The organism is Streptococcus sp. 121 (assembly GCF_016458205.1).
In the GTDB taxonomy this organism is placed as follows: Bacteria; Bacillota; Bacilli; order Lactobacillales; family Streptococcaceae; genus Streptococcus.
On the sequence record NZ_JAEMED010000005.1, the window covers coordinates 54,877 to 77,259 of the forward strand.

Consider the following 22,383-nt stretch of genomic DNA (forward strand, 5'->3'; position numbering starts at 1 on the left):
TTATAGACCTCCTATGTATCTGATGACATTCATATCAAGATTAGACTGGTGTTGCTCTAAACGGAATCGCCCAACTTGTAAGGATTTCACGAAGACCCCGTTGTCAATCTGGAGAACCCCTTGTGAGATGAAGGCGACTTCTTTACCAGCTGACACGAAGGAAATCCGGTCATTGGTTACTCGAACCGCCGAGGAACCATCTTTCCGACCAAGAATCAAGCCATCATTACTTTGACTGAAATAGGTATCCATGAAGTCTGTTCGAATTTGCATATCTCCCATATTTTGTTGGAGAGCTATAATTCGTTGACTTGCAGAGATAAGAGCCTGCTCAGTCTCTTTCTTCCCACGTTCAGTCTCTTTGATTTGGTTTTTGACCGTCTCAATCCACTGAGCCATAATGTCGGCTGATGCCTTGGCTTCCAACTCCGCAATCAGGATACCTGCTTGCTCGTTGAGTCGGTTGATTTGTTCGGTGGTTAGTTCGGCGTCGGCTTTTGAATCAAAACGCGCATCAATATCTTCTGGAGCTTCTCCTGCATCTGTAACGATGTTGCTTTGTGTTAACTCAACTTTTCTAAAAGACACAGAACCAATTCCGTTATATCCTAAAATAATTCGACGATGACTGAAATCTGAATTAGGTTTAAGAATACCGGTAACACTATAGCGAACCCAGCTATCGGTCAACTGCACATGCTTAGACATATGGGTTACAACGTTGTTATAATTCACTTTTCCATTATCACGAAGCTCAAACCAAACTTCCGGATTCCCAGAATTCACTTTCGCTTCAAATGATAATGTGTAAGTTTCGCCAGTTTTCAGTTCTGCTAAAGCTGTGCTATCTAACTTTCCTCCAAGACGAGTACCACTCTCCGAATGAATTTGCCATTGATGCCACGTTGCTGTAGTTGTTGTCACCGTAAAGACACTATCTGAAACCCCTCGAGTAGTCTTTGAACTATCTCCCTGAGAATACTCCCACAGCCCTCGACTAAAATCATAGTCCTCTGCGTAGTTACGTGAACCAACTTTGACTAAGTCAAATAGCGCTGTCCATTGATACCTAGAAGGGTCCTCGCTATCTCTTTCAGTAAAATCTGTCAGAGTCCCTATAAATCGTTTGTTCCGACTATCCGTCGTACTAAATCCTTCTCGACCGTCTTCGGAGTTAGCCCAAGCGGTATGGAAATAGGGAGTCCTTCCGTCAGAACCCTTTGGACCAGGAACACCTTGGTCGCCTTTTAGCCCTTGAGCGCCGCGGTCTCCCTTGTCTCCTTTATCACCTTTAATTTTTGTCCAACGATAGCGAGACGGATTTGGACTATCCGCTTCCTCAAAGTCCACATACATACCGATATAGGCTTTAGAACCATTGGTAGTCTGCGAGAACCCACCACCAAGATTGGTATCTGCATAAGCGATGTGGGTGTACTGTGTCTTCCCATCGATTCCTTTCTGTCCAGGAATCCCTTGTTCCCCTTTTGGACCTTGGAGACCTTGAAGCCCCCGTTCTCCTCGTGGGCCAACGGCTCCTTGTTCCCCTTTATCGCCTTTGTCACCCTTGTCACCTTTCGGACCTTGAGCGCCGTCTTTACCATCTCTCCCGTCTTTTCCTGGTGCACCGTCAGCTCCATCGCGACCATTTTTACCATCCTTACCGTTTCGACCGTCTTGACCTTTCTCGCCGTGTACAGCAAGCAAAATAGGCTCTGTCGTCTTCACAGAACCATCTGAATATTGTTCCATGCGGTAATACCACAGGAATCGTTTTTCAGGAGTGACTGCTAGGATTTCTGGTACCCAGCCAAGTTCTTTATCAGATTTAACAGGTTCTTTTAGAGGAATTGTTCCTTCAACCAGGGTGGCATAATTCACAGACTGGACAATACTTGCGTTTGTATCGTTCTGGTCTTTACTAGATTCTGAACCGTGCCTCAAAATACGAATAAAATGCTCATCTCTGTCAAAGTTTCTCCGCTGTTCCTCACTCATAGTCTCAAGACTAGGAACTGTGAACGTAGCATATCGTCCGCCAGGTTCAAATTTGAAATGTGAAGGAGAGTTCTGCAGGTTATTTGTATTAACCGGTGCTACTAGTTGAATCAAGTCACCGTTTAGGTACGCCATCGGAGTATAGTTTTTACGACTTGTCGCCTTAGCATCCCTAAACCAGAAAATACAGAGAGTGTACGTTTTACCGGGAACGAGTCTTTCAGAAAGTACATAATCCGGAATGGCGTGATTGGTTGTCTCTCTTTTTACGTCACTCTCAAGCAAAAGATTCCCTCTTGGGACACTTACTGCCTCTGCGCTCTCGGACAATGCATAGTAGTTCTTATAGCTGACAACCCCTCGTCCATCTTGACCATCATCACCTCTGACTTTCACCCACTTATACATGCCAGGATCCGTAGAATCTTCTGGTGTGTAGTCGGTATAAGTCCCCATAAATTCCTTGTTTGCGGAATCTTCAACAGTGAAATTCAAGCGACCGTCTTCACTATCCGCCCAAGCGGTGTGGAAGTATGGTGTTCGTCCGTCCGCTCCTTTTGGTCCTGCTTTTCCGACAGTACCATCTCTGGTATTGGTGAAACTGATGTCGGTTGTTGCGACCAGAACATTATCTACATAGGCCTCGACTACCACATTCAAGACATTTTCAATATCTTCTGCTTTGACTTCCAACTGTTGACTGGTACCAAGGAAGTTATCCTCCAGGTCCTTGAAGATAAAGACTGCCTGACGCTCACTTCTTCCTTTAAACAATTGAGCAGTAAGTAACGACGACCCATTGCTGTTTTTAAAGGAAACTCCGTTATCCGTTGTTAACCGGATTTCATAAGGGCGTGCATCCTCAACCATCTTCTCAAGTTCAGACATAAGGTTTTTAGACACCTTATTTTCTAGGGCCACAAAGTTTGAAAAGACTGTCTTGTTGTTGGCGGGATTTGTGAAACTGATAGTCTGCTCAGAAACCCGAGCCTGTAAGATGAGCGTAGGCGTGAAACCTTCGTCTCGAATCTTGACGGTATCCCCGATTTCAAGATCCACATACCCATCCACTTCATAAGTGATTTTGGGGTAAGCGTGCTTGCGGAGTTCCCGAAGAGCACTTGAAATCAAGACATCTTGAGAGTCTGTCTCAATCTTCATGTCTTTACGAATCCAGTTATCAGTAGTCTCTTTACCAGTCAGAACAGAAGGGTAAAGATCCCGAGAAAGAGGCGCATAGAGTACACCGTTCTTGAGATAGAACTCCACTTGGCCCTTCTCGTTTTTCCACTCTTGATAGCGTTTAGGGTCCACTTTGACTTCTACAACTTCGGTCCCTGTGCTTGCTGCTGCTTTGGCTTCTTCTTTTTTAGGTTCAGCAGGTTTAGGCGCTTCATTGATATTGGCACCGCCCGCTAATTCTGGAGGGTATACAACAGCTTTTGTGAAACCTTTGAAGGTTGCCATATTATAAGTGTTCTGAACAACGTAGCGCTTGCCGCCGTAGTTCTGTTCAAGAACTGTGACTTTATCGCCGGATACGGACTTAATGACCCCAACGTGACCCCAAATATTGGTTCCAGCAGCTGCGTTATTAGCGTGAACGGTATAGAGACCTCCGGCTCGAATATCACCACTGCCTCGGACAACTTTCCAACCGAACTTAGCCCAGTTATACCCTTCAGCTATATTTGCAGCTGCCATAGTATCGCCAATCACATCGTGCATTGGGAATCCTGCTCCAAGGCCCGGGCCACCTAGTTCTTTTGCGTACCAAGCAGCGAAACCATAACACTCACCGTTTCCAACACTCCGGTTTTTCAAACCGTCCGCTTTTCGGAGCGCTGCTTGCACCTTGGGAGCAATTTCTCCCGCCCCTTTTTGATTCGGCAAGCGATAAACATAAGTATAGATAGCTCGTCCCATACCACGGAGATAAGCTTCATAGTTGTTAGTGGAAATCCCATTGTGACGGAAATTACAGTGAATAATGTCGCTGTTATTCTTCATGAGCATCACATGCCCATCCGCGCCTCCCGAAAATCCACGTTTCCCCCATATAATGATGTCTCCTTTTTGGAGTGGTACCGAACGGTTTTCAGCAACCAACTGGTAACCTTCACGCTTGAGTGGATCGTGCATGGTTTCTGTAGAAAAAGGCCAAGTTCCTATATTTCCGAAACCTGCATGTTTCATTGCATAGTAAATAGCTGACGAACAGTCATAAGAATTTGGACCGGTTCGAGCTTGCATGGAGTAGGTTACTTTACCTTGTCTAGCTTCAAACCACTGAATCATTTTGTCAATTCGTGGGTCAGAAGTAGCTGAGTGTTTATCGGGCGTGCTAGTGATATTACCGACTAACTCCCCACGATCTAACTTATCTAACACGCCATTATTAGCGGAGTTGACTCCGCTACGAATTGAACGCATGAGACCGATATAATGACCGTAACCGGAAGCCGCATAGTCATATTTAGCACCACCAGAACGGAAAAGCCCGCTGGTATAACCTTCAATGTCTTTCTTTCCTTTGACAGCATAAATCCCTTGGTGAGCCAAGAGATAGGTGTAGTCCTTGAAGAAATCATCTAGGTTGGCATAGTGCATGTAAGTCCCACCTTCGTTGGCAGGACGCCAGGACCCTGTTGTAACAACCACTCCGGACGGACGAGTTTGCGCTCCTCCGGTCATACCTGACCAGTTATTATCCATCTTAGCAACGTTTGAGTTGCCCCAGTTACTTTCCAGATAAAGTTGACAGATAACACCGGAAATCAAAAGGTCATTCTTACGGCAATGTTCCACAATCTTAGACAAATTATCCTTAGACAAGGTTTTCCCGCCGTACTTGATTTCAGAACCGGTGTAAGTTGCCTTTCCACCGCTCGCTTGTTTGGCTGCGGTTGTTTTCTTGGCATCATCCGTGGATTGATTGGAGGTTCCGATGGGCATTGTGGCATTGTAGATTTCAGTTTTATCAACTGTTCGACCAATACCTGCGACGTTCTTTCCGTAACTTAAAAGCACGTCATTTCTGCGCTTACCAACCCCTTGAATATCCTTACCGTCATTTGCTTTGTAAATATTCAAAACGAAAGCGTCAAGACTTGAATCAGGCTTTAATTTTGTGACAAACTCAATCTCAGCATCAAACTTGTTAGCGATAGACAAAAGACGCTTGAGTCCTGTATCTTCACCAGTCCATTCAAGCGTCCGCTTTTGGTCTTTAACTTCATTGATACCAATCTTGATGGCATTGTTTTCAACCATCCCCCAGAGATTCATATACTCGATAAAACTCATCTGCCTGTCAGCCTTAAACGCTCCGTGGTACTCATTCAAGAGTTCCATGGACAAATATTCCGCGGAACACTCAATGACATGCTCGGTTTCCTTGACTTCCATGACATTGAAAAGATAAGTCCGCCCCTTATGGTGGAAAGAGACAAATGACCTCTCGTTCAAAACATTGTAAGTTTTAGAAACCATGGTGTCGTATTGCAGGGATTTTTTGAAAACTGAAAAAGAAAAGGTTGAGGTGGCATTCTCAAGACTTCGATGCCATTGATCGCCGAAAAAGTTCAACGTTTTAGTTTTCGAATTATCGACGAAAGCGACTTTTCTCAAATTCGCGTCATGAATTGTTAGTAACAAATCTTATAACCACCTTTCTCTGAATCTTATTTTTACCCTTGGCATTTTCTTGGTCCAACTGGATGCATAAAACTGTAACTCTGATTCCCCCGGAGGGATTCGAATGAATCCAGCTCCATCAACCAGTAGATTGGCATTCATAACCCCATCCAGCTGAACAGTGTCGTCTTCTGAATTAATGACTACTTCAGACTGTTGCCCGAAAGCATTTGTCGGCTTCTGATTGAATTTGTTCCCGAAGTCCATACGGAAATAGAGTTCATCTAGATACATGTGAGTTGGCCATTCCTTGCCTTCAAAACCTGCCCAGATAACGTGGACCTTGCCTGCTTTTTTGCCCTTGATGTTTGGCACAGTTACCCGAAACTTAGAACCAAACCAGTAAACATCAACCTGGTCATCCTTGCGTTCCAAATCGGACCAACCGCGATCTTTGTTGAAAGGATTGTGTTCGTTCTTGTGGTCGGGCTCAAAAGTCCAGCGCTTATGAAACTCAAAACCACCTTTATTGTCTGTCGCAAAGAAGTTGTACTCTGTCTTAAAGTCGTCTCCTCGTTTGATAGTTTCGACTCCGTAAAGGAAATTGTTTTGATCATCAGTCACAATCACCTTAATCCAACCTTGTTGATTAGTCTTGCCGCACCAAAAAATCTGTCGCCACCAAAGGTATTCACTGGTAGTCCGCTCAGATCCTTGCAAAGCCCATGTTAGACTAGCTGAACTAGCAGACTGGTTTTGTCCTGTTGATCCAATTGAGTTCAGAGCGATGTGATTTCGACCCCAAGCATTTTCGATTCTTAAAGATCCAGTAGGAACTCCTGAGAAGTCGTTTGTTTTAGTAGCCACATTCTTTTGCGCTAGGTTCGGACCGGTTGCTTGAGTATAACCTGGTTGAGACGAGGAAGTAGCCATCCTTGGAAGGCGGAAGGTTTGACCTCGAACCCTTAATTCATTTGGAGACCAACCTCCTCCACCATTCAGAACCCCAGACACGCTGACAGAATCACCGCTGACTGCGATTGTTTTATCTATCAAATCCAATCTTGAGTTGTTTTGTAGCATTGGTGGTCTACCTGAATAACTGAAGGTCTGACCAGCGATCGTTACGCTTGCTCGAATATCATACAAAGCAAAGGTCCACCCTTTATTCGTTAGATAACCACGGACTCGAATTTGGTTAGTTCTTGAACTGGTGTTTTGACTAACCACTTCAACACTGATATTGAAAATGTAACCACGGTCATTATTTGACTGATAAGTAGACTTAGCGCCACTTCCGGCTGATGAACCGCCACCGTAAACACTGGTTGGAAGAGAGACGCTATTGAACAAACGCCCAGATTTGAAATCAAGCAAGGGTTCTGATGGACGAACCCAGTTAGCTGCATCGTCTGCTGCTTCATTTCCAAAGGCGCTGATGCCTTCTCGATTCACGAAAGCTAGATACCCATTTTCCTCTTCATGCTCTACCTCGATAATCGGAAAGGCATCAACCGTCCCATTGTTTTCAACAGTGTAAATTATTCGGTCGCTTTCCACTCGGTGACTTGTGACTTCCTTGTAAGTATAGGAATGGGCGACACCGTCCGGAACAAAGAAGGTCATAGAACCTTCTGACCAACGACCTTGAGTCTCTACAATCTGGATTTCACCAGAGATAAGCGCCATGTAATACTTGTCGGGTTCATCGGAAAAGACCAAACGTTTCGGCTCTTTGGTATAGAAAATACCAGCTAGCTTATGCTTGGTCTCATTCTTATTCTTGCCCCAGATAGCAAATTCAACCTGAATGGTCTTACCCCTGTTGATCACGCGCTCAAAAGATTCTCCAAGAAAAATCGAATTGTTGGTTTGAATATCCCGAGGGTTTCCTATGTCCCTGCGAATTTCTTTAATGTGGATGATTTCTGACAAATTGATATCATCATAGCTGATTTGAACTTCATTCAAAGTTTATCTCACCTCTCATTCGTGACCGCATTCGGCTATTACGTTCTAATCTATCTTGTATAACACGACCGACTTTCTCAGTATCAAAGTAGACTGGCGCAACACCCTGTCCACTTTCTGGATTACTTCGATTGATTTTCAACTCAAAGAGAATTTGTTTCAATACTTGAAGAACTGCATCATTTTCTTGTTGCGGTTTGCTTGTCTTGAATTCTCTAAAGATAAAGGAGTTATCCGGGAACCCGACGCCTTTTTCATAGTGTGGAATCCCCTTAGCCTTCATCAAATCCCGAGTTTTAGCAGCCGGAAGAACCTTTGTACCTCGCGGAAGGTCCAAAAGTACATTCCGCCCTTGTGGAATAAAGGATTTTCCGTTTGGGAGCTGAATCAACTCTTTATAGAGTGGACCTTTTTGGTCGTTAACAATAGCTGGTCCACCCAAGTGGTAGTCAGTACCAGTTTCAAGACCAAGGAATTTACCTACGGCGTTTCCGACTGCGTTGATGGCAACTGAGATTGTTCTTGGAATGGAATTTAAGACTCCAATAACGCCTTGAGCCTTACCGGAAGCCCTGTCATCGGCATCAATAACTGTCGGACTCTTTTGTTTAACTGAGTCAATTGCTGCTTGCGCTGCGGTAGTTTGTGGTCTAGTTTGATCCGTAGCTTTAATATCCGCTGCCCGTCTTTGAAGGACATTATCAATAGCTGCCTGAGCCGGAGTAGTCCCTCCTGCGGTTGCATCAACTGCCTGAATATCACTAGGTGTAGTTTGCTTCACGCTATCAACTTGAGCTTGCGCTGATGATGTAGCTGGAAGTACCTTGGGTTCAGCTGTGATTTGTACCGGAGAATTTTGCTTAATGCTGTCAATCTCAGCTTGAGATAGGGTCACACCATAAGTCGTTTTATTCTCAGCTTCAATCGGTACCTTCTTCGGATTTTGGAATAGCAAGTCAAGAGTACCAGTCGCACTATCGACACCAGGTTGAGTATTATCGGTTGCTTCAAGATTTACAGACTTCTTATCAATCAGTCCGCTAATCCGCCTTTGGGCTTCTTCAACCGGTAACTGAGTCATATCTTGCGCCAAAAGTTTTTTCTCAGCCTCTGGCATCAAATTCCATCTATCTAAAGCACCCTTGGCACTCTCGGCATTTTCCATGAAGTTTGAATTATCCCCGAGGATTTTTTTGACCTCCTCGGGCATACTATTCCAGATTGCAAGATGATCTTTACTTTCGATGATAGCTTGAAGTCCTGCCTGTCCATCAACTACCAAAGCTTTCTCTTCTGGACTCAATGAATCCCATTTACCCATTTCAACAAGCGCTTCACCGACCATAATTCGAGCATTAGACTCAAGATTGGCATGCTTGAGAGTGAACTGCATAGCGTCCCAACCACCTTCGGCCTCAATCGCTTTTTGAATTTCTTCTTTAGCGTTGGTTTTAACTTCACCGGTTTTAGGGTCAAGCACCATGTTATTCCAAGCTAGGTTAGCAGACCTGGTTTCTTCTGACATATCTGCCATACTTGCGGCAACCAAACTACTTGTTTTAGAGGTTGTTTCAGCAAATTTCTCGATCTTAGATTGGAGTTGTTCATAATTCAAACCGAGCTTATCCATCTGTTTCTCGATTTGACTGAAGTAAGCTTGTCGTTGTTGCTCATTTCCAAAGGTCATTTTCTTGGATAATGCCTCTTGAATCCGAGCGTACTTTTCACCATACGCATCCATCTTCGCTTGGTGGTCGGCTTCTAAGTCTTCAAGTTTTTGCTTGATTTCTTTTTTAGCTGCCAAAGCTTTCTCGTCAGTACCTTTGATGGATTCGTACATCTCTTCAAGATTTTTCTTGCGTTTTTTGTACTGCTTATTCTCGTCCTCAATCCACTTCGTTGTGGTATCCAAAGCTTTTTGAAGCTGGTTCGTATTGAGTTCTTCAATCTTACCGTTCATCGCTTTCACGATGGCTTCTTTTTCTTTGCCTGAATAATTCAAAAGCTCCAGTTGTTTGTTAATCAACTCGTTTTGATTATTCAAGACAATCGCTTTTTCTTCTTCAGACAGGGCACGTCTATGTTCATTCGCATTACGATAAATCTGAATAACTTCATCAGACATAGATTGAGCATTGTCTTTGATTGATTGAGCATTTACTTTGATTTCATCAATCGTAGCTTGAGAGAATCCTAGTTGTTCCGCAAGTTTTAAATCCTCAGCTAACTCTTTGTCAGTCAGTTTGCTAATCTCGTCCACCAAACCTTGGAAAGCAGTACGAACATTATTTATTTCCTCTACTCCACCTTGGCCAAACGTTGACATTGCTCTACTGGATTCATCAACTTTGTCTTTGAAGCTCTGTAGTTCGCCAGCTTGAGTCTGACTAACTGCGGTCCCCCACTCAAGCGTTCTTTGTTGAGCGTTGTCAGCTTCACGGGCAAAATAAAGAGCTGCCCCTCCTGCCACAGCTGCAATTGCTGCAATAGCGCCCATAGGGGTCAGAAGTCCACTCATAGCCCCACTCAAAAGACCAGTTTGAGTTGTCGCACCAGCTATTCCTGAAGCTCCGCTAGCAACCTCTGCAGCAGTACCCACGTTTTTGAAGGCACCGATAACTTTCCCTGCCGTTCCAGTTAGTTTTCCGAAACCGCTGACCAAGGTTCCAATGCCACCACCTACTCTACCAACTAAAGATAAGAACGGTCCAATAGCCGCAGCAAGACCAACCCATTTCAGAATACTCTGTTGTTGTTCCTTGCTAAGTGACGAGAACTTCTTTGCTAATTCAGACGCCCATTTTATGAATGGCTTACCAGCCTCAAGGCTATCCTTAATGGCATCGAGCAACGGGCCTCCAAATTCAATCGCCAAGTCAGTAACTTGGTTCTTGAGCATCTTCACTTTGGATTCAGTTGTTTCATAGCGTTGACTCGCTTCTTTTGAAAGAGCTGTATTTTCACGCCAGGCATTGTTAGATAGTTCGGTAGCCTGTGCCATTTTCTCTGAAGCTAGCCCCAAAGCTTTTAACATGTTAGATTGGCGGATACCATTCATACCTAAATCTTCTAGAACTGCGGAAGCACTTCCGCCATCTTCTTCGATTCTTTGTAAGCCTTTGATGAATTCTTGCAAGGCCTCCATTGGGGCTTCTTTCCATTTGGCGCTAAATTCTTCGGCTGACATACCAGCAACGGTTGCAAACTTCTGAACGTCTTCGCTTGCAGTTGAGACTGCTTGACCGATTTGGGTGAGGGTTTGACTCATAGCAGTTCCCCCAGCCTCTGCCTCGATACCAACAGAACTCATGGAAGTTGCAAGCGCAAGAATTTCCTGGTTGGTCAATCCAGCCATGGTTCCTGCTGATGCCATCCGTGTCGCCATGCTTACGATATCTGCTTCAGTTGTCGCGAAGTTATTCCCCAAGGCAACAACCGCTGAACCAAAGCGAGAATAATCATCAGAGGCCATACCTGTGATATTCGCCATTTTCGCAATCGCTGAAGCGGCTTCTGTCGCTGAAAGGTTAGTAGACTCTCCAAGGTCAATCATGGTTTTAGAGAAGGATAGGATATCCTCTTTCTTAATCCCCAGCTGACCGGCGGCTTCTGCAACATTAGCAATCTCAACTGCACTTGCGGGCATCTCAAGAGCCATTTGACGGATACCGCTTGAAAGCTTATCGAAGTCTTGAGCTGTTCCATCTACGGTTTTCTTGACTCCGGCAAAAGCAGACTCATAGTCCATAGCCGCCTTGATAGCAACACCAGCTCCTGCGACGATTGGGGCAGTGATTCCTTTTGTTAGAGAGTCGCCAACATTGCTGATAGATTTGCTTGCCTTTTGGATTCGTTGACCTAAATCATCAATCTTTTTACCAGCTTCTTCCAATCGGAGACCCAGAGTTTTCGGCTGAGCCATTTTCTCCAACTCGGCGTTGACACTCTTCAACTGACCTTCCATAGCTTTTAGCTTAGCCGTCTCATTTCCGATTTGAGCCGCCAAAGTATCTCTACGACCTTGAGTGATGTTCGGGTCGTTGTAAGCTTTATAAAGTTGGTCAATCAGTTTCTTTTGTGCTTCGATTTGTTTACCGAGAGCCTGATGCTTTTTCCCTAGGGCATCTACATTCTTACCAGATGACTTCATCACGTTGTCTAACGCCCGAACTTCAGAACTGAAGAACTTCACGGCATTTCTGGCCCCAGTGGTCCCTTTAGAAAACTTGGTTGTATCAAGTCCAAGCTCAATAAACATTTCACCAATCGGCGCTCTTCCCATTTAGTCCCCCTCCTTTCTATGCAAAAAATTCGGAGATATCCACAATCTCCTCCTGTTCTTTCTGTTCAGTGGTTTCGATTAAGGCCATCAAATCCTCCCAAGAGGTGTTCATTAGATCTTCAAGTCCCATAGTTAGATTTGTCTCTAAAGCCGACTGAACAAAAGAATAAAACTGATCCAGCGCCTCTTTGGCGCTTAATCTTTTCCCTCTTGCGAAGGATTACCAACGAGGTGCTCATAGACTTTGACGAAGATTTCAAAAAGCTGCGCATAATCTGTATGCTCCAGTAGTTCCTCAACTGTCACGTCTTCAAATAGTCCAGAAAGGAACTCCAATTGCGCATCTAGTTTTTCAACTTCGTTTAAGTTCCCATTTTCAATTTGTTCGTTCATCACTAAATAATCGCGATAATCCCGAGTAGTAATTTCCTTCGAACGGCGTATTTCTTCTTTTCCGGCTTCATTTTTGATAAAAAATTCAACTTTTGCCATGGATTCTCCTTTTTAACTAAAAATAAAAAGGGAGGATTGACCTCCCCTAAAATTAGGCAGCATTAACCATCTTAAGTTCAGCTTTGAATGCGTTAACGGTATTCGCTTCTTTAGATGCACAAGTACCGTAATATGCTCCATCCGTTGCTGGGGTATCACTTGCGATAGCCGTGAATGTAAGAGAGTCTGCTGGAAGTTCTTCTTGCTTGTCGCTAAGAGTGTTGAACTCAAACGCTTCAAGTGAGAACTGTCCTTTGTAGAATCCTGCATAGAATGGTGTCCCGTCTGTTGTTGCAGACTCTAATAGAATTGAACAATATGGCGCAACAGTATCAGCACCAACACGGGTGATACCATTTTCTGTTTTGTGCCCAAGGATTTTTGAGAGCACATCGCGTGGGAAATCGATAACTTCAAATTCTGCTTTCACATCACCTACACCAGTAGATGAAATGTAGTAAGCGATATTTGAACCATAAGTTTTTACAGGACTTGCTGCAATCCCTGATATTTTAGCAGTCTTAGTCGCACCTTTTCCTTGTGCTCCTTCGATAACGAACTGGTTTTCGCCTAGTTGGGGTGCTTTGTTATCTAGGATTTGAATTGTCATACGTTTAAAACCTACACCGGCCATAAAATAAATTCCTTTCTAGTAATCCGTATAAAGCTGACCACGACCGCTATAGGTCCTTACGTCAGCATACCTCTGCAAGTCTGGTATCCACTCGTCCAAGCCTCCTTCCATTTGGTGGAATCCTTTAGACAGTAGAATTTGCTCAATGTGAGCTTGCAGTTGCTTGCATTCCTTGCGATCAATGCTTTCGACATTGATTTGATACATAAACTTCTTGGTCAGATAACCGTCAGACCCTGCATTAGACTGTTGGGGTGGTCCGATTGGAATAATCACAATGCTAGGCTCGGTATCTTCAAGAGTTTCAGGACGCACAAAAGACTTGATGGAAATATCCTTCAAGCCTTCGTCCTCTATTAAAGCTAAATAAAGCTCTTCTAATTGGTCTTTTATTTCCATCAGAATAGCTCCTGTTTGATTTTGGTTTGCACATTTTGCAAGTATTTAGGTTTGTTGGCTTCTGCTAATTTACGGATAGCACCAAGTCCCCTTGGACTACCGTTCCCTGCATAACCAAACTCCGATAAGTGGACAAGAGGGGCCCGGGATGGGTCACCAAAACCAATCTTGATTGTTGGTGTCCCCTGCGACATAGAAACGCCGCCATGGTCTACGGCCGCAGCATTGCGACCAGTAAGCGCAAAACCACTAATCACCCCGCGCAAATCTTCTGTTTGTTCAGCAGCTTCTTCACGCAGAATTTTATAGACTGCACTTTTGACTTTCCGGTCCCCCAAACGTTCTTCAATTGCACGAAGAACCTGGTCATCACCTTTTAGGGTTACACTACCGCTCATTTTGCGGACCTCCAATCACCACGACTAAGACATTTCGGTCGTCATAGTCTGGTCGAATCGCCACAATTTTCCAAAACCTACCTTTTTCTCGGCTATCTTCAATGACAACCAAGTCTTTTGTGCTAGGTTGATAGGCATCCAGCGGGTCTCGGATTCGAATTGTTGTTCTAGCAGTCATTTTGACATTGGTTGCTAGTTCGATATCCTTCATGGATGGGGGACTAACTTTGGCAAAAGAAAAATAAACCGCTTCGTTTATTGTGTCCCTACCATCTAGACCTGGTTTTACCCGACTTGAATAAAATCGTACTGGCGTCACCAAATCCCCGTTGGTTAGTTCTGGTTTTTTGTAACTGTAATTAGGCTTTTGATTTTTCATTGTTTACAAATTCTTGAATTTGTTCTAGGCGTTCTTTAGTGACTTCCATTTCTTCACCCGTTGAACGCATAACGTTCTCTTTCAGATCGAAAAAATCTTCAGTCACGATTACTTTCACAGTCTTACTTGCCATCTTTATCCTCCGTTGGTTGATATTCAGTTATGGACAATCCCATGATGTCCGATTTAAAGTTATCCCAGAAAAATTCAACTTGGTCGTGATAGGTGTACCGAGCATGCTCGATGACCAACATTTTGAATTCCGGAATATCCACGTCGTCAATTCCAGTCAAACGCTCAAGGGCACTTTGACTGGATTCCAGAATGTAATTCAAGTTAGCATCGTCCGCATTGTGGAAAATGCGCATCCGATTCTTGAAAATCTTTAAAAGTGGATGATCCAATCAAAGTTCCTCCTGATTATTTACTTTTAGGTTTTGCTGCTAGTTTAAGCTCCCAAACTGCTGCAGTTTTGGCATCGTGAGGCATGCCGTGAGCGAATTGTTTAGCAGTGTAGAGAGTCAAATCTTCAAGTGCGAAGGTTTCTTCGAATTTACCAATCTCAACTCCACCAGCGATTACGGCATCATAACGACCCTTGATGAAGGAAGTTACTTTACCTGCAGCTTGCTTCACAGATTCAATGATGATTGGATTGAATGGAAGAGCAGTCACATAAACACCTTGAGCATTCAAGGAAGTCCATTGTGATTTCACATCCCAAGCGTCCGCTGGGTTAACAACAAGGACAAGTTTTCCTTCTGTCGCAACACGTTTTCCATTTTCTTTTGTAGAGTGGAATTTATGAATGTCTTTGATTTCTTTGACAGTTGTATCTGAATCCGCAAAAGTCAAATCACCTTGTTTAGTTTTTTCCGCAAAGACCATTTGTTTGGTGCGATTTTCAGCAGTAACATCACGAGTCAATCCGACCGGTTTATCACTTCCATCACCATTCAAAAAAGCATCTTCCAAAGCATCCGCAAACGCTTCGTTGATTTGAGTTATCACGAAAGTAGACAACCAAGCTGGGGAGAATTTCTCAGTGTCTTTTGGAATAACCACAAAGGCAGTAAGTTTATTCTGAACAGTCTTCTCTTCGTCGAAGGATTGTTCTAGTTGACCCTTGATTTCGCTATTGATTTTACCCCAGACAGCTTGTCCTTGAGTTGCGCTAGACAAGAATTTGAGACGAATAGAGGCATTGCGTAGTCCAATATGCTCCAACAATGGGCGTGATTCTACTAAATCCTCAAAAATCTTATCAACAGTTTCCTCTGGAAAGTGTTTTTCGATACCGGTAGGGGCATCTTTCTTGACTGCGTTCCAGAATTCCAATTCATTGGCAGACATTTCAGCCTCTTTTGGATTGCGAGCAATCAAACCTTCCACTTCTTCACGAGCTGCAGCAACTGCTGACTCCTCGATTGCATCCATCATAGCTTCGTAAAGTTTCTCTTGCGTTTCTTGATCAGCGCCATTTGCGACGGCTTCAAGAAACTTCTTGCGAGCTGCTTTAAATGTTTCGTTAAGTTCCATAGTTTCTCCTTTTAATTAAAATAAAGACAAGCGTTGTGGCTTGTCGTCAGTTTTCTGAAGACGACTAGCGATTTTATCAGCTAATCCATCAAAATCAATGCTGTTGACAATCTTAGCGGATAAATCATCCAAATCAATATCGATATCGAAAAGATTTTCCTGCTTCATGAACATATCAACTTTAGCTAGGACTTCGTCAGGAAGTACGCAACCAACTGACGCATAGACATTCGCAGGATTGGTTTGCTCTTCGGCAAACATGACCTTATCTGCAAAACCAAGCTCTACTGCTTCATCAGCAGTCAGCCATGTTTCTGCATCCATGTAATCCTTCAACTCCTCCTCAGACAAACCCGTCTTAGCAATATAGGCAGACTGGATAGACTTATTGATACCACGCAGGACACTTGCGTGAGCTTCCATTTCATCTGCATCACCCTCCACATAGGACCATGCGTTGTGGATCATGATTTGAGCGGTTGGACTGATTTCAACTTCATCAGCACCCATCAAAATAACACTTGCCGCTGATGCTGCAAGTCCTACAACACGCGCTGTCACTTTACCTTCGTAAGCTTTTAACTTAGTGAAGATTTCGCTGCCTGCAAAAACTGCACCGCCACCAGAGTTGATTTCTACTAGGATATCGCTCCCGTCTTCAGGTAAGATCACACTCGAAGGACTAGTGTGAACAATCCCAAACATTTTATAGATCGCTGCTTGTCCATCGTCCACGATAGTCCCCTTAATTTCTATCTTCTCCACTTTCTTTCTCACCTCCTTTCTGTGATTCGTGTTCGTAGTTCTTTGTGATATAGAACTCATCTCCATCCGGAATTGGCTCATAATTGAGTTCTTTCCGGATTTCGTTACGATTAAATGCACCAGATGATAGTAGTTTGTCGATATTTGTTGCTAAATCAAACAGATTCGCTTTAGACAATCCGATTAACTTGATTTCTGAGTTCTCGCTATCTTTGATAATCTTGGCGTTTAATTCATCCTCCACTTTTTGAATCAATGGATTCAAACAGTAGTCATTGAAAGCCTTCTGAGAACTCTCCAAATCCGCCACAGCTGAATGCAGTAATGTACTTGGAATACCAATCAATTCAGCTATATCGTCCTCAAATTGACGTTTAAGACGTTTCAATTCGTCTACCGACAAATTCGTGGCGCCAACTTTATTGGTTAATTCTTCGTACTCTAGGCCGTTCATCATAGGTACGATAGCGATTGATTTGCTGGAGAATGCCTTGAAAAGATTATCTGCGTAACCTTTCCATTTCTTGACCATCTCATCATCAATTGGTCCGTTCGCTTTCGTTTTAAGCACAGATCGAACTTGGTTAGTCCGCTCAAGCGCTTCTAAAATACGAACATAAAGTCGTTGGTAATCGCTGAAAAGCGTATCCAGATACCACGAAAGCTTATTATTGTTGTACTCAACAAACAGAACATCTTCCGCTTTAAAAGTTTTCTTAAACTGATAGTTTTGAACAACGACAGAATTAAAAGTATCACCGTAAAGAGCGTACTTCTTATGAATGTAGCTATCTGCAACTAGTAACTGATTATCATCAGATAACACAATCAACACTTCATTTTCTGTAATCAGTTTATAGATAACTTTTTGCCAAAAACTAGTCGCCGACTGGTTGCGGTTTGGTGACCGATTTAGGATTCTTGTCCAACCATTCAAAGTGGATTTGCCATTCTCCAAATATCGGAACTCCGTACTTGCAAAAGAACGTGCTAAAAACTCAGCAGACTTATCAATAGCCATTGATTTGAGGTATAGCATGTCGTACATTTTCGACAAATCTTCAAATTCTACATTGACATCTAGTTCATTTCTGCGACTTTTAAAATAACTAAGCCATCCCAATGTCTCACCTCCTTTCTAGACTAAAATTCCCAACCTGATATTGCGTCAAGAAAGTCCTCCATGGTATCTTGCTGAATCAACTCTCTCTTGTAGAGAGCAGCAATCAGCGCATGGAATCCATCTGTCTTGCGCCGTACAGGCTCTTTTTTGTCAAAACGGACATTTCCAGAACGGTCACGCTTCACAAAAGTGTTGTCGGTGTACCAGAGCATCATCTTGTCATCACCAAAAGCGAACTTCTCGTTTTCGAAGGCGTCCTCGATGATAGGGGACATCTTCCCTTGGATTGCTCCAGGGTTACGCAAGAACTCGTACTCGAAACCAGCTTCTTCAAGTAGTGGTTTCAAAAGGTCCATCTTATGCGAGTCCGCACAGACAATCTCAATTTGGTATTCTTTGGACCACTCGATAATTTTATCGACGATCAAGTGGGGGCCGATTGAAGGGCTATCAACAATCGTTAGCAGTCCTTGTTCTTCCCATTCAAATACCGGTGCCTTTAATTTGAACTCTTCAATAAAATTTTTACGCGCAAAACTATGTTGAATCCAAGCGTACTCATCGCCATCATTAAAGAGCAAACCAACGCTGGCAAAGTCTCGAATCCCCGCATAGTCAAAACCAACCACGCAGGACCGCTTTTCCAATTTGTAAGCAGGTTGTCTTTGCGTCGCAAGTAGCTTCTCCCGACTAGTGACATCTTTTTCCAAATCAGCTTCTGGAAGGTTCATCCGTTTGGTCATGAACTCTTGTCGGCCACTTGGAGATAGCTCCAAATCGTCATAATCAGCCTTGGTGACATCCCAAAGCCGTTTGGCATAGTCTGATTCCTCGTCCAGCATTGGATTCGCTTTAGGCCAATTCTGGACATCTGAGACCTCTTCTGGGTTGTCTAACTTACAGATAAACGGGAATAAACGAAAATCCTCGACGTTGCCATCAAGGATTTGTTGTGATTTTGCGATTGTCTTATCATAGAAACCCTCTCGAACATAACCGTTTGTACCGTTGTAAAAAGTTCTAGCGTGTGGGATTTTACCAAGTCCTGACTTCTGAACCTTCACCGCTCGGTCATCTTCGAACTGGTGAATCTCATCGAATTCCAAACAACCATCACGGGCAGAATCCATGGTTTTAGGGTTATTCGTCCGGAAAGAAAAAGTTGAATTATTGACCTTGCCGATAATGGCCATCTTAGTAAGATAGTAATTGTTTTCCAATCCACGCGCTTGAATGGTTTCATGAACTTCCTCGAATGAGACCTTCCCTTGTTTTTCTGAATTGGCGGTGATGGTCACATCATAATTTTTAACAGGATAAAGCGGACTGATAAAGAACGCGTCCCTCGTAGACATAAAACCATTCTTACCACCACCACGAGCCAATGTTATGAGAAATTCATTAAATTGTGGCTCACCGTTGTCTTTTCTGTATAGAAAAATAAAGGGGGTAATGAACTTCTGGTATTTGGCCAAAGGAAAAAAATTCTTTTCAGAGAATCGGATATACTTATCAATCAAATCATCATCAAAATAGAGGTCATCTCTCGTCAAGATTTTTTCTTTGACAATCTTGACCAGTTTTAACCTCTCTTCATTGACTCTAATTTGACCAGACTCAATCAACTCTACATACTCATCAATCAGATAATGACCAATCACAAAAGATCACTTCCGTCCGTGACCACTTGCGGATCGATTTGTTTTTCCTCCGGAAGTAAGTCAATTAGTTGCTTTACAACTTTGTGATAAGTCGCGTCCCTGGAATTGTAGAGTTTGGCAGCTGGGCGCTCCCGTTCATACGGTTCTTGGTTTTCTGATTGAGAAAATAGCTCATAATCGCCATTTTTTGATATATCTAGCCACAATTCGTTCAAAGAAACACGCAATCTTGCAGCTTGAATCAACAGCCCTTCAGCCACTTTTTTCTTGTTTTCTGGTATGTCTACAAACAGCTTACGAAGTCTCGTAAACTCCTTTTTTACTAGCTTTTCACGCTCTTCCAATCTGTCCAAATCTCTACCTCCTTTTCGTAGTATGTGAATCAATTCTTAGGGGGGAGGGGGGTCGTACGCGAAACAGGCGTATATTTCCGTAATCGACCCCACCACCGGTGGCGAAACAAAATTTCAACTCAAATTTTTTTCGACCCGGGGGTGTCAGCCCCACCACTCATCCTCCCTGAATGCGATTTTCTTTCGGTCTTTCTCTCGGAATTGGAACCGTCCGTGCCTTTTGTTATGACATGCCTTGCATAGCGTGCGAAGGTTGTCAAGGTCTAGTGCGTGCTCTGGATAGTCATCCAACTCAAGGATGTGGTCTACCTCAAGCACAGCATTAACCTTATTCGATAGCTTACCTTCTTCTCTACACCACACACACTCATAGTTATCTCTTGCCAATGCTTCAAGTCTTAGTTTCTTCCACTCTGGACTTGAGTAAAAAGGATTTGCTTCTTTCATTCTTTCCCTTCAAAAAATAATACACATTTTATACACATATAACTTGACTTATTTTGTCTCAATGTGTATAATATAAGTATAGAAAGTGAGGTGAATGATATGCCAAGGACAGCCAAAGAAATTGTGAAGCTACTAAAAAAGAATGGCTTCAATAAAGTTTCTCAAAACGGCAGTCATGCTAAGTTCCACAACCCCAGTACAAAAAGAACGACAATAGTTCCTATGCACAGCGGAGACCTTCCAAAAGGAACTGAAAGTGACATCCTAAAGCAAGCAGGGCTGAAATAGCCCTCCTGCTTACTGGGTATATCATTCACCTAGAAAGGACATAACATGCTACTTTATCCAGCTATCTTTACACCTGACACAGAGACCACAAGCGTAAGTGTTCGCTTTCCAGATATTCCAGAAGCTATTACCTTCGGCACCGATATGAATCACGCCTACCAAATGGCAGATGAAGTCCTTGGCTTTGCCCTTGAAGATTATTCTGAATATCCAGAACCTAGCGACATCTCTGTCTTGCAAGAAACTTATCCAGATTCCACCATTGCTTTAATTGGCATTGATATGGTTTCATACCTCCGTAAACACCAATCCAAAAAAGTTCGTAAAAACGTAACTGTACCAGAATGGTTGAACAATCTAGCTGAACAAGAAAACCTGAACTTCTCTCAAATCCTCACTGAAGCACTTGAACGTAAACTACAAATCTAACCAGGGTCTCATCCCCTGGTTTTTTTGCGCGTGATTACAAACAAAAAGCCACACGATTGTGTGACTCTATCAAGATAGATAAGGAGATTCGCTTCTGCTCGCGAATGGTTCCAATTCCTAAGAATTGATACTACCAGTTTAGCACCTTACGATTCCCATTTACTTCCATTATTCCCAAACTTTTGTGAAAGATTTGAAAAAGCTTTATCTCTCGCCCGTTGAATAGAAGATGAACTCATGCGTGTTCTCTTTTGAACTTCTTTCCAAGAATATCCATTGATGTAAAGCAATCTTAATACAAGGTTTTGAATCGGATCATCAAGAGATTCAATTGCTTGAGTTAACTCTTTCCGTTCATCCAGTAACTTCTGGATTTTATTATAAAGCTCACTTGTTTCATCAGTGATTCGAATATACAGCTCCTCAGATTGATTGCCAATAATACTCCCTTTGGGTTCATCAGTATATTGTTGCGACTTGAGGATACTAGACCTCTTGCTTTGAATCTCCTCCATGATCGATTCAACTTTCTCATCCGTATGCTTCAGGGAATCAAGTTGTCTTTTAATATCCGTCATAAAGTTACCTTACCTCCGCATCTCTTACACTTAGCATACCAAGCGCCTTCATGATCACGTTCTAACTTTAGGACGTGACCTTTTAATTTACAAATTAGATACTTGAACATTGATGACCCCCATTCTAAATAACCGACCTGTAATCTCCCAAATATGCGACTGAATAGTCTTCTGATCTTCATTCGTGCAGTGTTCGTACAATTTAGCAAGGATCTTCAAGGTTCTTTCAAAAGTCTGTAACTCATCAATACTTAGCGTCGCATAATGATAAACCTCAGCGGAGTTGAAATAAATACAGATTTCATCTTTCTTAATAAAGACTGAATCCGCCCAAATGTAAAAAGCAGGTCGTTTGAATTGTTTAGGCTTAGTATGTGATAGCTTGTAATTAACCATCTCCCACCTCCCTATTCGCACACAGCTTGCATTTTTTAAAAGCGGTAAACCAGTTATAGTCGCTGTCGGTTTCATAGATAAGTTTGTTGCAACGGGTGCAGTGGTGTTCACGGTATTCGTTATCGCTCATTACTCCACCTCCTCCACTTCAAACATCGGGTTATCAAACATACCTTCAAAGCCAGCTTCGATTAGTTCTTGTTTATTAAAATAATCTACTTCAATATCAGTAAACTCATACTTTCCATAGAATTTTCTTAGATATTGCTCTGTAGCTGTGAGTTTAACCCGATACCTCTTCTCCCTCTCAACCTCCACGGCTTCTGGACCGTAGGTGACTAGGGTTGCGAGGGCGTGTTGGTTCTTAAGAACATCATCAGAATATAAAAGCCACTCATAAAGCTCTTCTGGTGCATTGTTTAAATAACCATTAACATTCCAATTACTGTTTTTATCACGTTCATACCAATCCATCACCGCCTTCGTTACTTTTGGTTTTGGTGGGAGGTGGATGACGCTATCAGCACCTACCCAAAATTTATTACTAACAACTGGGTCTGGGATTCTAACTAAGTAAGGCATAGAAGAATCATCAATTTTAATGATTTCTACGTC

At 43.0% G+C, this 22,383-nt stretch carries 21 protein-coding genes; 2 read left to right on the forward strand and 19 right to left on the reverse strand.

Translation table 11 applies throughout. From position 1 onward, the window contains the following. The 16 genes from JEQ21_RS01775 to JEQ21_RS01850 form a co-directional block, all read right to left on the reverse strand. On the reverse strand, positions 1-5,655 hold the full coding sequence (locus JEQ21_RS01775) for a peptidoglycan amidohydrolase family protein (protein WP_199363715.1): 5,655 nt from the start codon (positions 5,653-5,655) through the stop codon (positions 1-3). 3 nt (positions 5,656-5,658) lie between these two features. Further along, positions 5,659-7,605 carry a distal tail protein Dit gene (locus JEQ21_RS01780; RefSeq protein ID WP_199363716.1) on the reverse strand — a complete coding sequence of 649 codons (1,947 nt, stop codon included), beginning with the start codon at positions 7,603-7,605 and terminating at the stop codon, positions 5,659-5,661. Beyond that, positions 7,598-11,887, reverse strand: coding sequence for a phage tail tape measure protein (locus JEQ21_RS01785; RefSeq protein ID WP_199363717.1), 4,290 nt, complete (start codon positions 11,885-11,887; stop codon positions 7,598-7,600). Before JEQ21_RS01785 ends, JEQ21_RS01780 begins: the two co-directional genes overlap by 8 nt. A gap of 195 nt (positions 11,888-12,082) precedes the next feature. Then, the gene (gpG, locus tag JEQ21_RS01790; protein WP_199363718.1) at positions 12,083-12,379 is read right to left on the reverse strand and encodes a phage tail assembly chaperone G; all 297 of its coding nucleotides are present in this window, start codon (positions 12,377-12,379) and stop codon (positions 12,083-12,085) included. A gap of 52 nt (positions 12,380-12,431) precedes the next feature. Further along, positions 12,432-13,013: a major tail protein gene (locus JEQ21_RS01795; protein ID WP_199363719.1), complete on the reverse strand. Its 582-nt coding sequence runs from the start codon at positions 13,011-13,013 to the stop codon at positions 12,432-12,434. 15 nt (positions 13,014-13,028) lie between these two features. After that, positions 13,029-13,412 carry a hypothetical protein gene (locus tag JEQ21_RS01800; RefSeq protein WP_199363720.1) on the reverse strand — a complete coding sequence of 128 codons (384 nt, stop codon included), beginning with the start codon at positions 13,410-13,412 and terminating at the stop codon, positions 13,029-13,031. Beyond that, on the reverse strand, positions 13,412-13,810 hold the full coding sequence (locus JEQ21_RS01805) for a hypothetical protein (RefSeq protein ID WP_199363721.1): 399 nt from the start codon (positions 13,808-13,810) through the stop codon (positions 13,412-13,414). Before JEQ21_RS01805 ends, JEQ21_RS01800 begins: the two co-directional genes overlap by 1 nt. Then, positions 13,800-14,189, reverse strand: coding sequence for a phage head-tail adapter protein (locus JEQ21_RS01810; protein WP_199363722.1), 390 nt, complete (start codon positions 14,187-14,189; stop codon positions 13,800-13,802). The genes JEQ21_RS01805 and JEQ21_RS01810 overlap by 11 nt, the downstream gene beginning before the upstream one ends. Next, positions 14,170-14,322: a hypothetical protein gene (locus JEQ21_RS01815; protein WP_199363723.1), complete on the reverse strand. Its 153-nt coding sequence runs from the start codon at positions 14,320-14,322 to the stop codon at positions 14,170-14,172. The genes JEQ21_RS01810 and JEQ21_RS01815 overlap by 20 nt, the downstream gene beginning before the upstream one ends. Next, entirely contained in the window at positions 14,312-14,593 is a 282-nt protein-coding gene (locus JEQ21_RS01820; protein ID WP_233340695.1) for a phage gp6-like head-tail connector protein, read from the reverse strand. Before JEQ21_RS01820 ends, JEQ21_RS01815 begins: the two co-directional genes overlap by 11 nt. Positions 14,594-14,609: 16 nt before the next feature. Next, complete coding sequence (locus tag JEQ21_RS01825) at positions 14,610-15,728, reverse strand: phage major capsid protein (protein ID WP_199363724.1); 1,119 nt, start codon at positions 15,726-15,728, stop codon at positions 14,610-14,612. 15 nt (positions 15,729-15,743) lie between these two features. Further along, the gene (locus JEQ21_RS01830; protein ID WP_199363725.1) at positions 15,744-16,493 is read right to left on the reverse strand and encodes a head maturation protease, ClpP-related; all 750 of its coding nucleotides are present in this window, start codon (positions 16,491-16,493) and stop codon (positions 15,744-15,746) included. Next, positions 16,474-17,616 (reverse strand): phage portal protein, encoded by a 1,143-nt coding sequence (locus JEQ21_RS01835; RefSeq protein WP_199363726.1) that lies wholly within the window; start codon positions 17,614-17,616, stop codon positions 16,474-16,476. Before JEQ21_RS01835 ends, JEQ21_RS01830 begins: the two co-directional genes overlap by 20 nt. A gap of 20 nt (positions 17,617-17,636) precedes the next feature. After that, the gene (locus JEQ21_RS01840) at positions 17,637-19,277 is read right to left on the reverse strand and encodes a terminase TerL endonuclease subunit (RefSeq protein ID WP_199363727.1); all 1,641 of its coding nucleotides are present in this window, start codon (positions 19,275-19,277) and stop codon (positions 17,637-17,639) included. Beyond that, on the reverse strand, positions 19,274-19,630 hold the full coding sequence (locus tag JEQ21_RS01845) for a hypothetical protein (RefSeq protein ID WP_199363728.1): 357 nt from the start codon (positions 19,628-19,630) through the stop codon (positions 19,274-19,276). Before JEQ21_RS01845 ends, JEQ21_RS01840 begins: the two co-directional genes overlap by 4 nt. Before the next feature lie 144 nt (positions 19,631-19,774). Next, a complete protein-coding gene (locus JEQ21_RS01850) occupies positions 19,775-20,077 on the reverse strand; it encodes an HNH endonuclease (protein ID WP_199363729.1) in 303 nt (100 codons plus the stop codon). Between the two features lie 99 nt (positions 20,078-20,176). Here JEQ21_RS01850 and JEQ21_RS01855 point away from each other — a divergent pair, with 99 nt between their 5' ends. Then, positions 20,177-20,365 carry a type II toxin-antitoxin system HicA family toxin gene (locus JEQ21_RS01855; RefSeq protein WP_199363730.1) on the forward strand — a complete coding sequence of 63 codons (189 nt, stop codon included), beginning with the start codon at positions 20,177-20,179 and terminating at the stop codon, positions 20,363-20,365. Positions 20,366-20,410: 45 nt separating this feature from the next. After that, a complete protein-coding gene (locus JEQ21_RS01860; protein ID WP_199363731.1) occupies positions 20,411-20,794 on the forward strand; it encodes a type II toxin-antitoxin system HicB family antitoxin in 384 nt (127 codons plus the stop codon). Between the two features lie 146 nt (positions 20,795-20,940). Here the strand turns inward: JEQ21_RS01860 and JEQ21_RS01865 are convergent, their stop codons facing one another. The 3 genes from JEQ21_RS01865 to JEQ21_RS01875 all read right to left on the reverse strand — a co-directional run. After that, positions 20,941-21,372, reverse strand: a complete 432-nt coding sequence (locus JEQ21_RS01865; RefSeq protein WP_199363732.1) for a DUF1492 domain-containing protein — start codon at positions 21,370-21,372, stop codon at positions 20,941-20,943. Positions 21,373-21,459: 87 nt separating this feature from the next. After that, the gene (locus tag JEQ21_RS01870; protein WP_199363733.1) at positions 21,460-21,768 is read right to left on the reverse strand and encodes a hypothetical protein; all 309 of its coding nucleotides are present in this window, start codon (positions 21,766-21,768) and stop codon (positions 21,460-21,462) included. A gap of 129 nt (positions 21,769-21,897) precedes the next feature. After that, a partial coding sequence (locus JEQ21_RS01875; protein ID WP_233340697.1) for a DUF1642 domain-containing protein occupies positions 21,898-22,383 on the reverse strand: 486 nt, incomplete at its 5' end.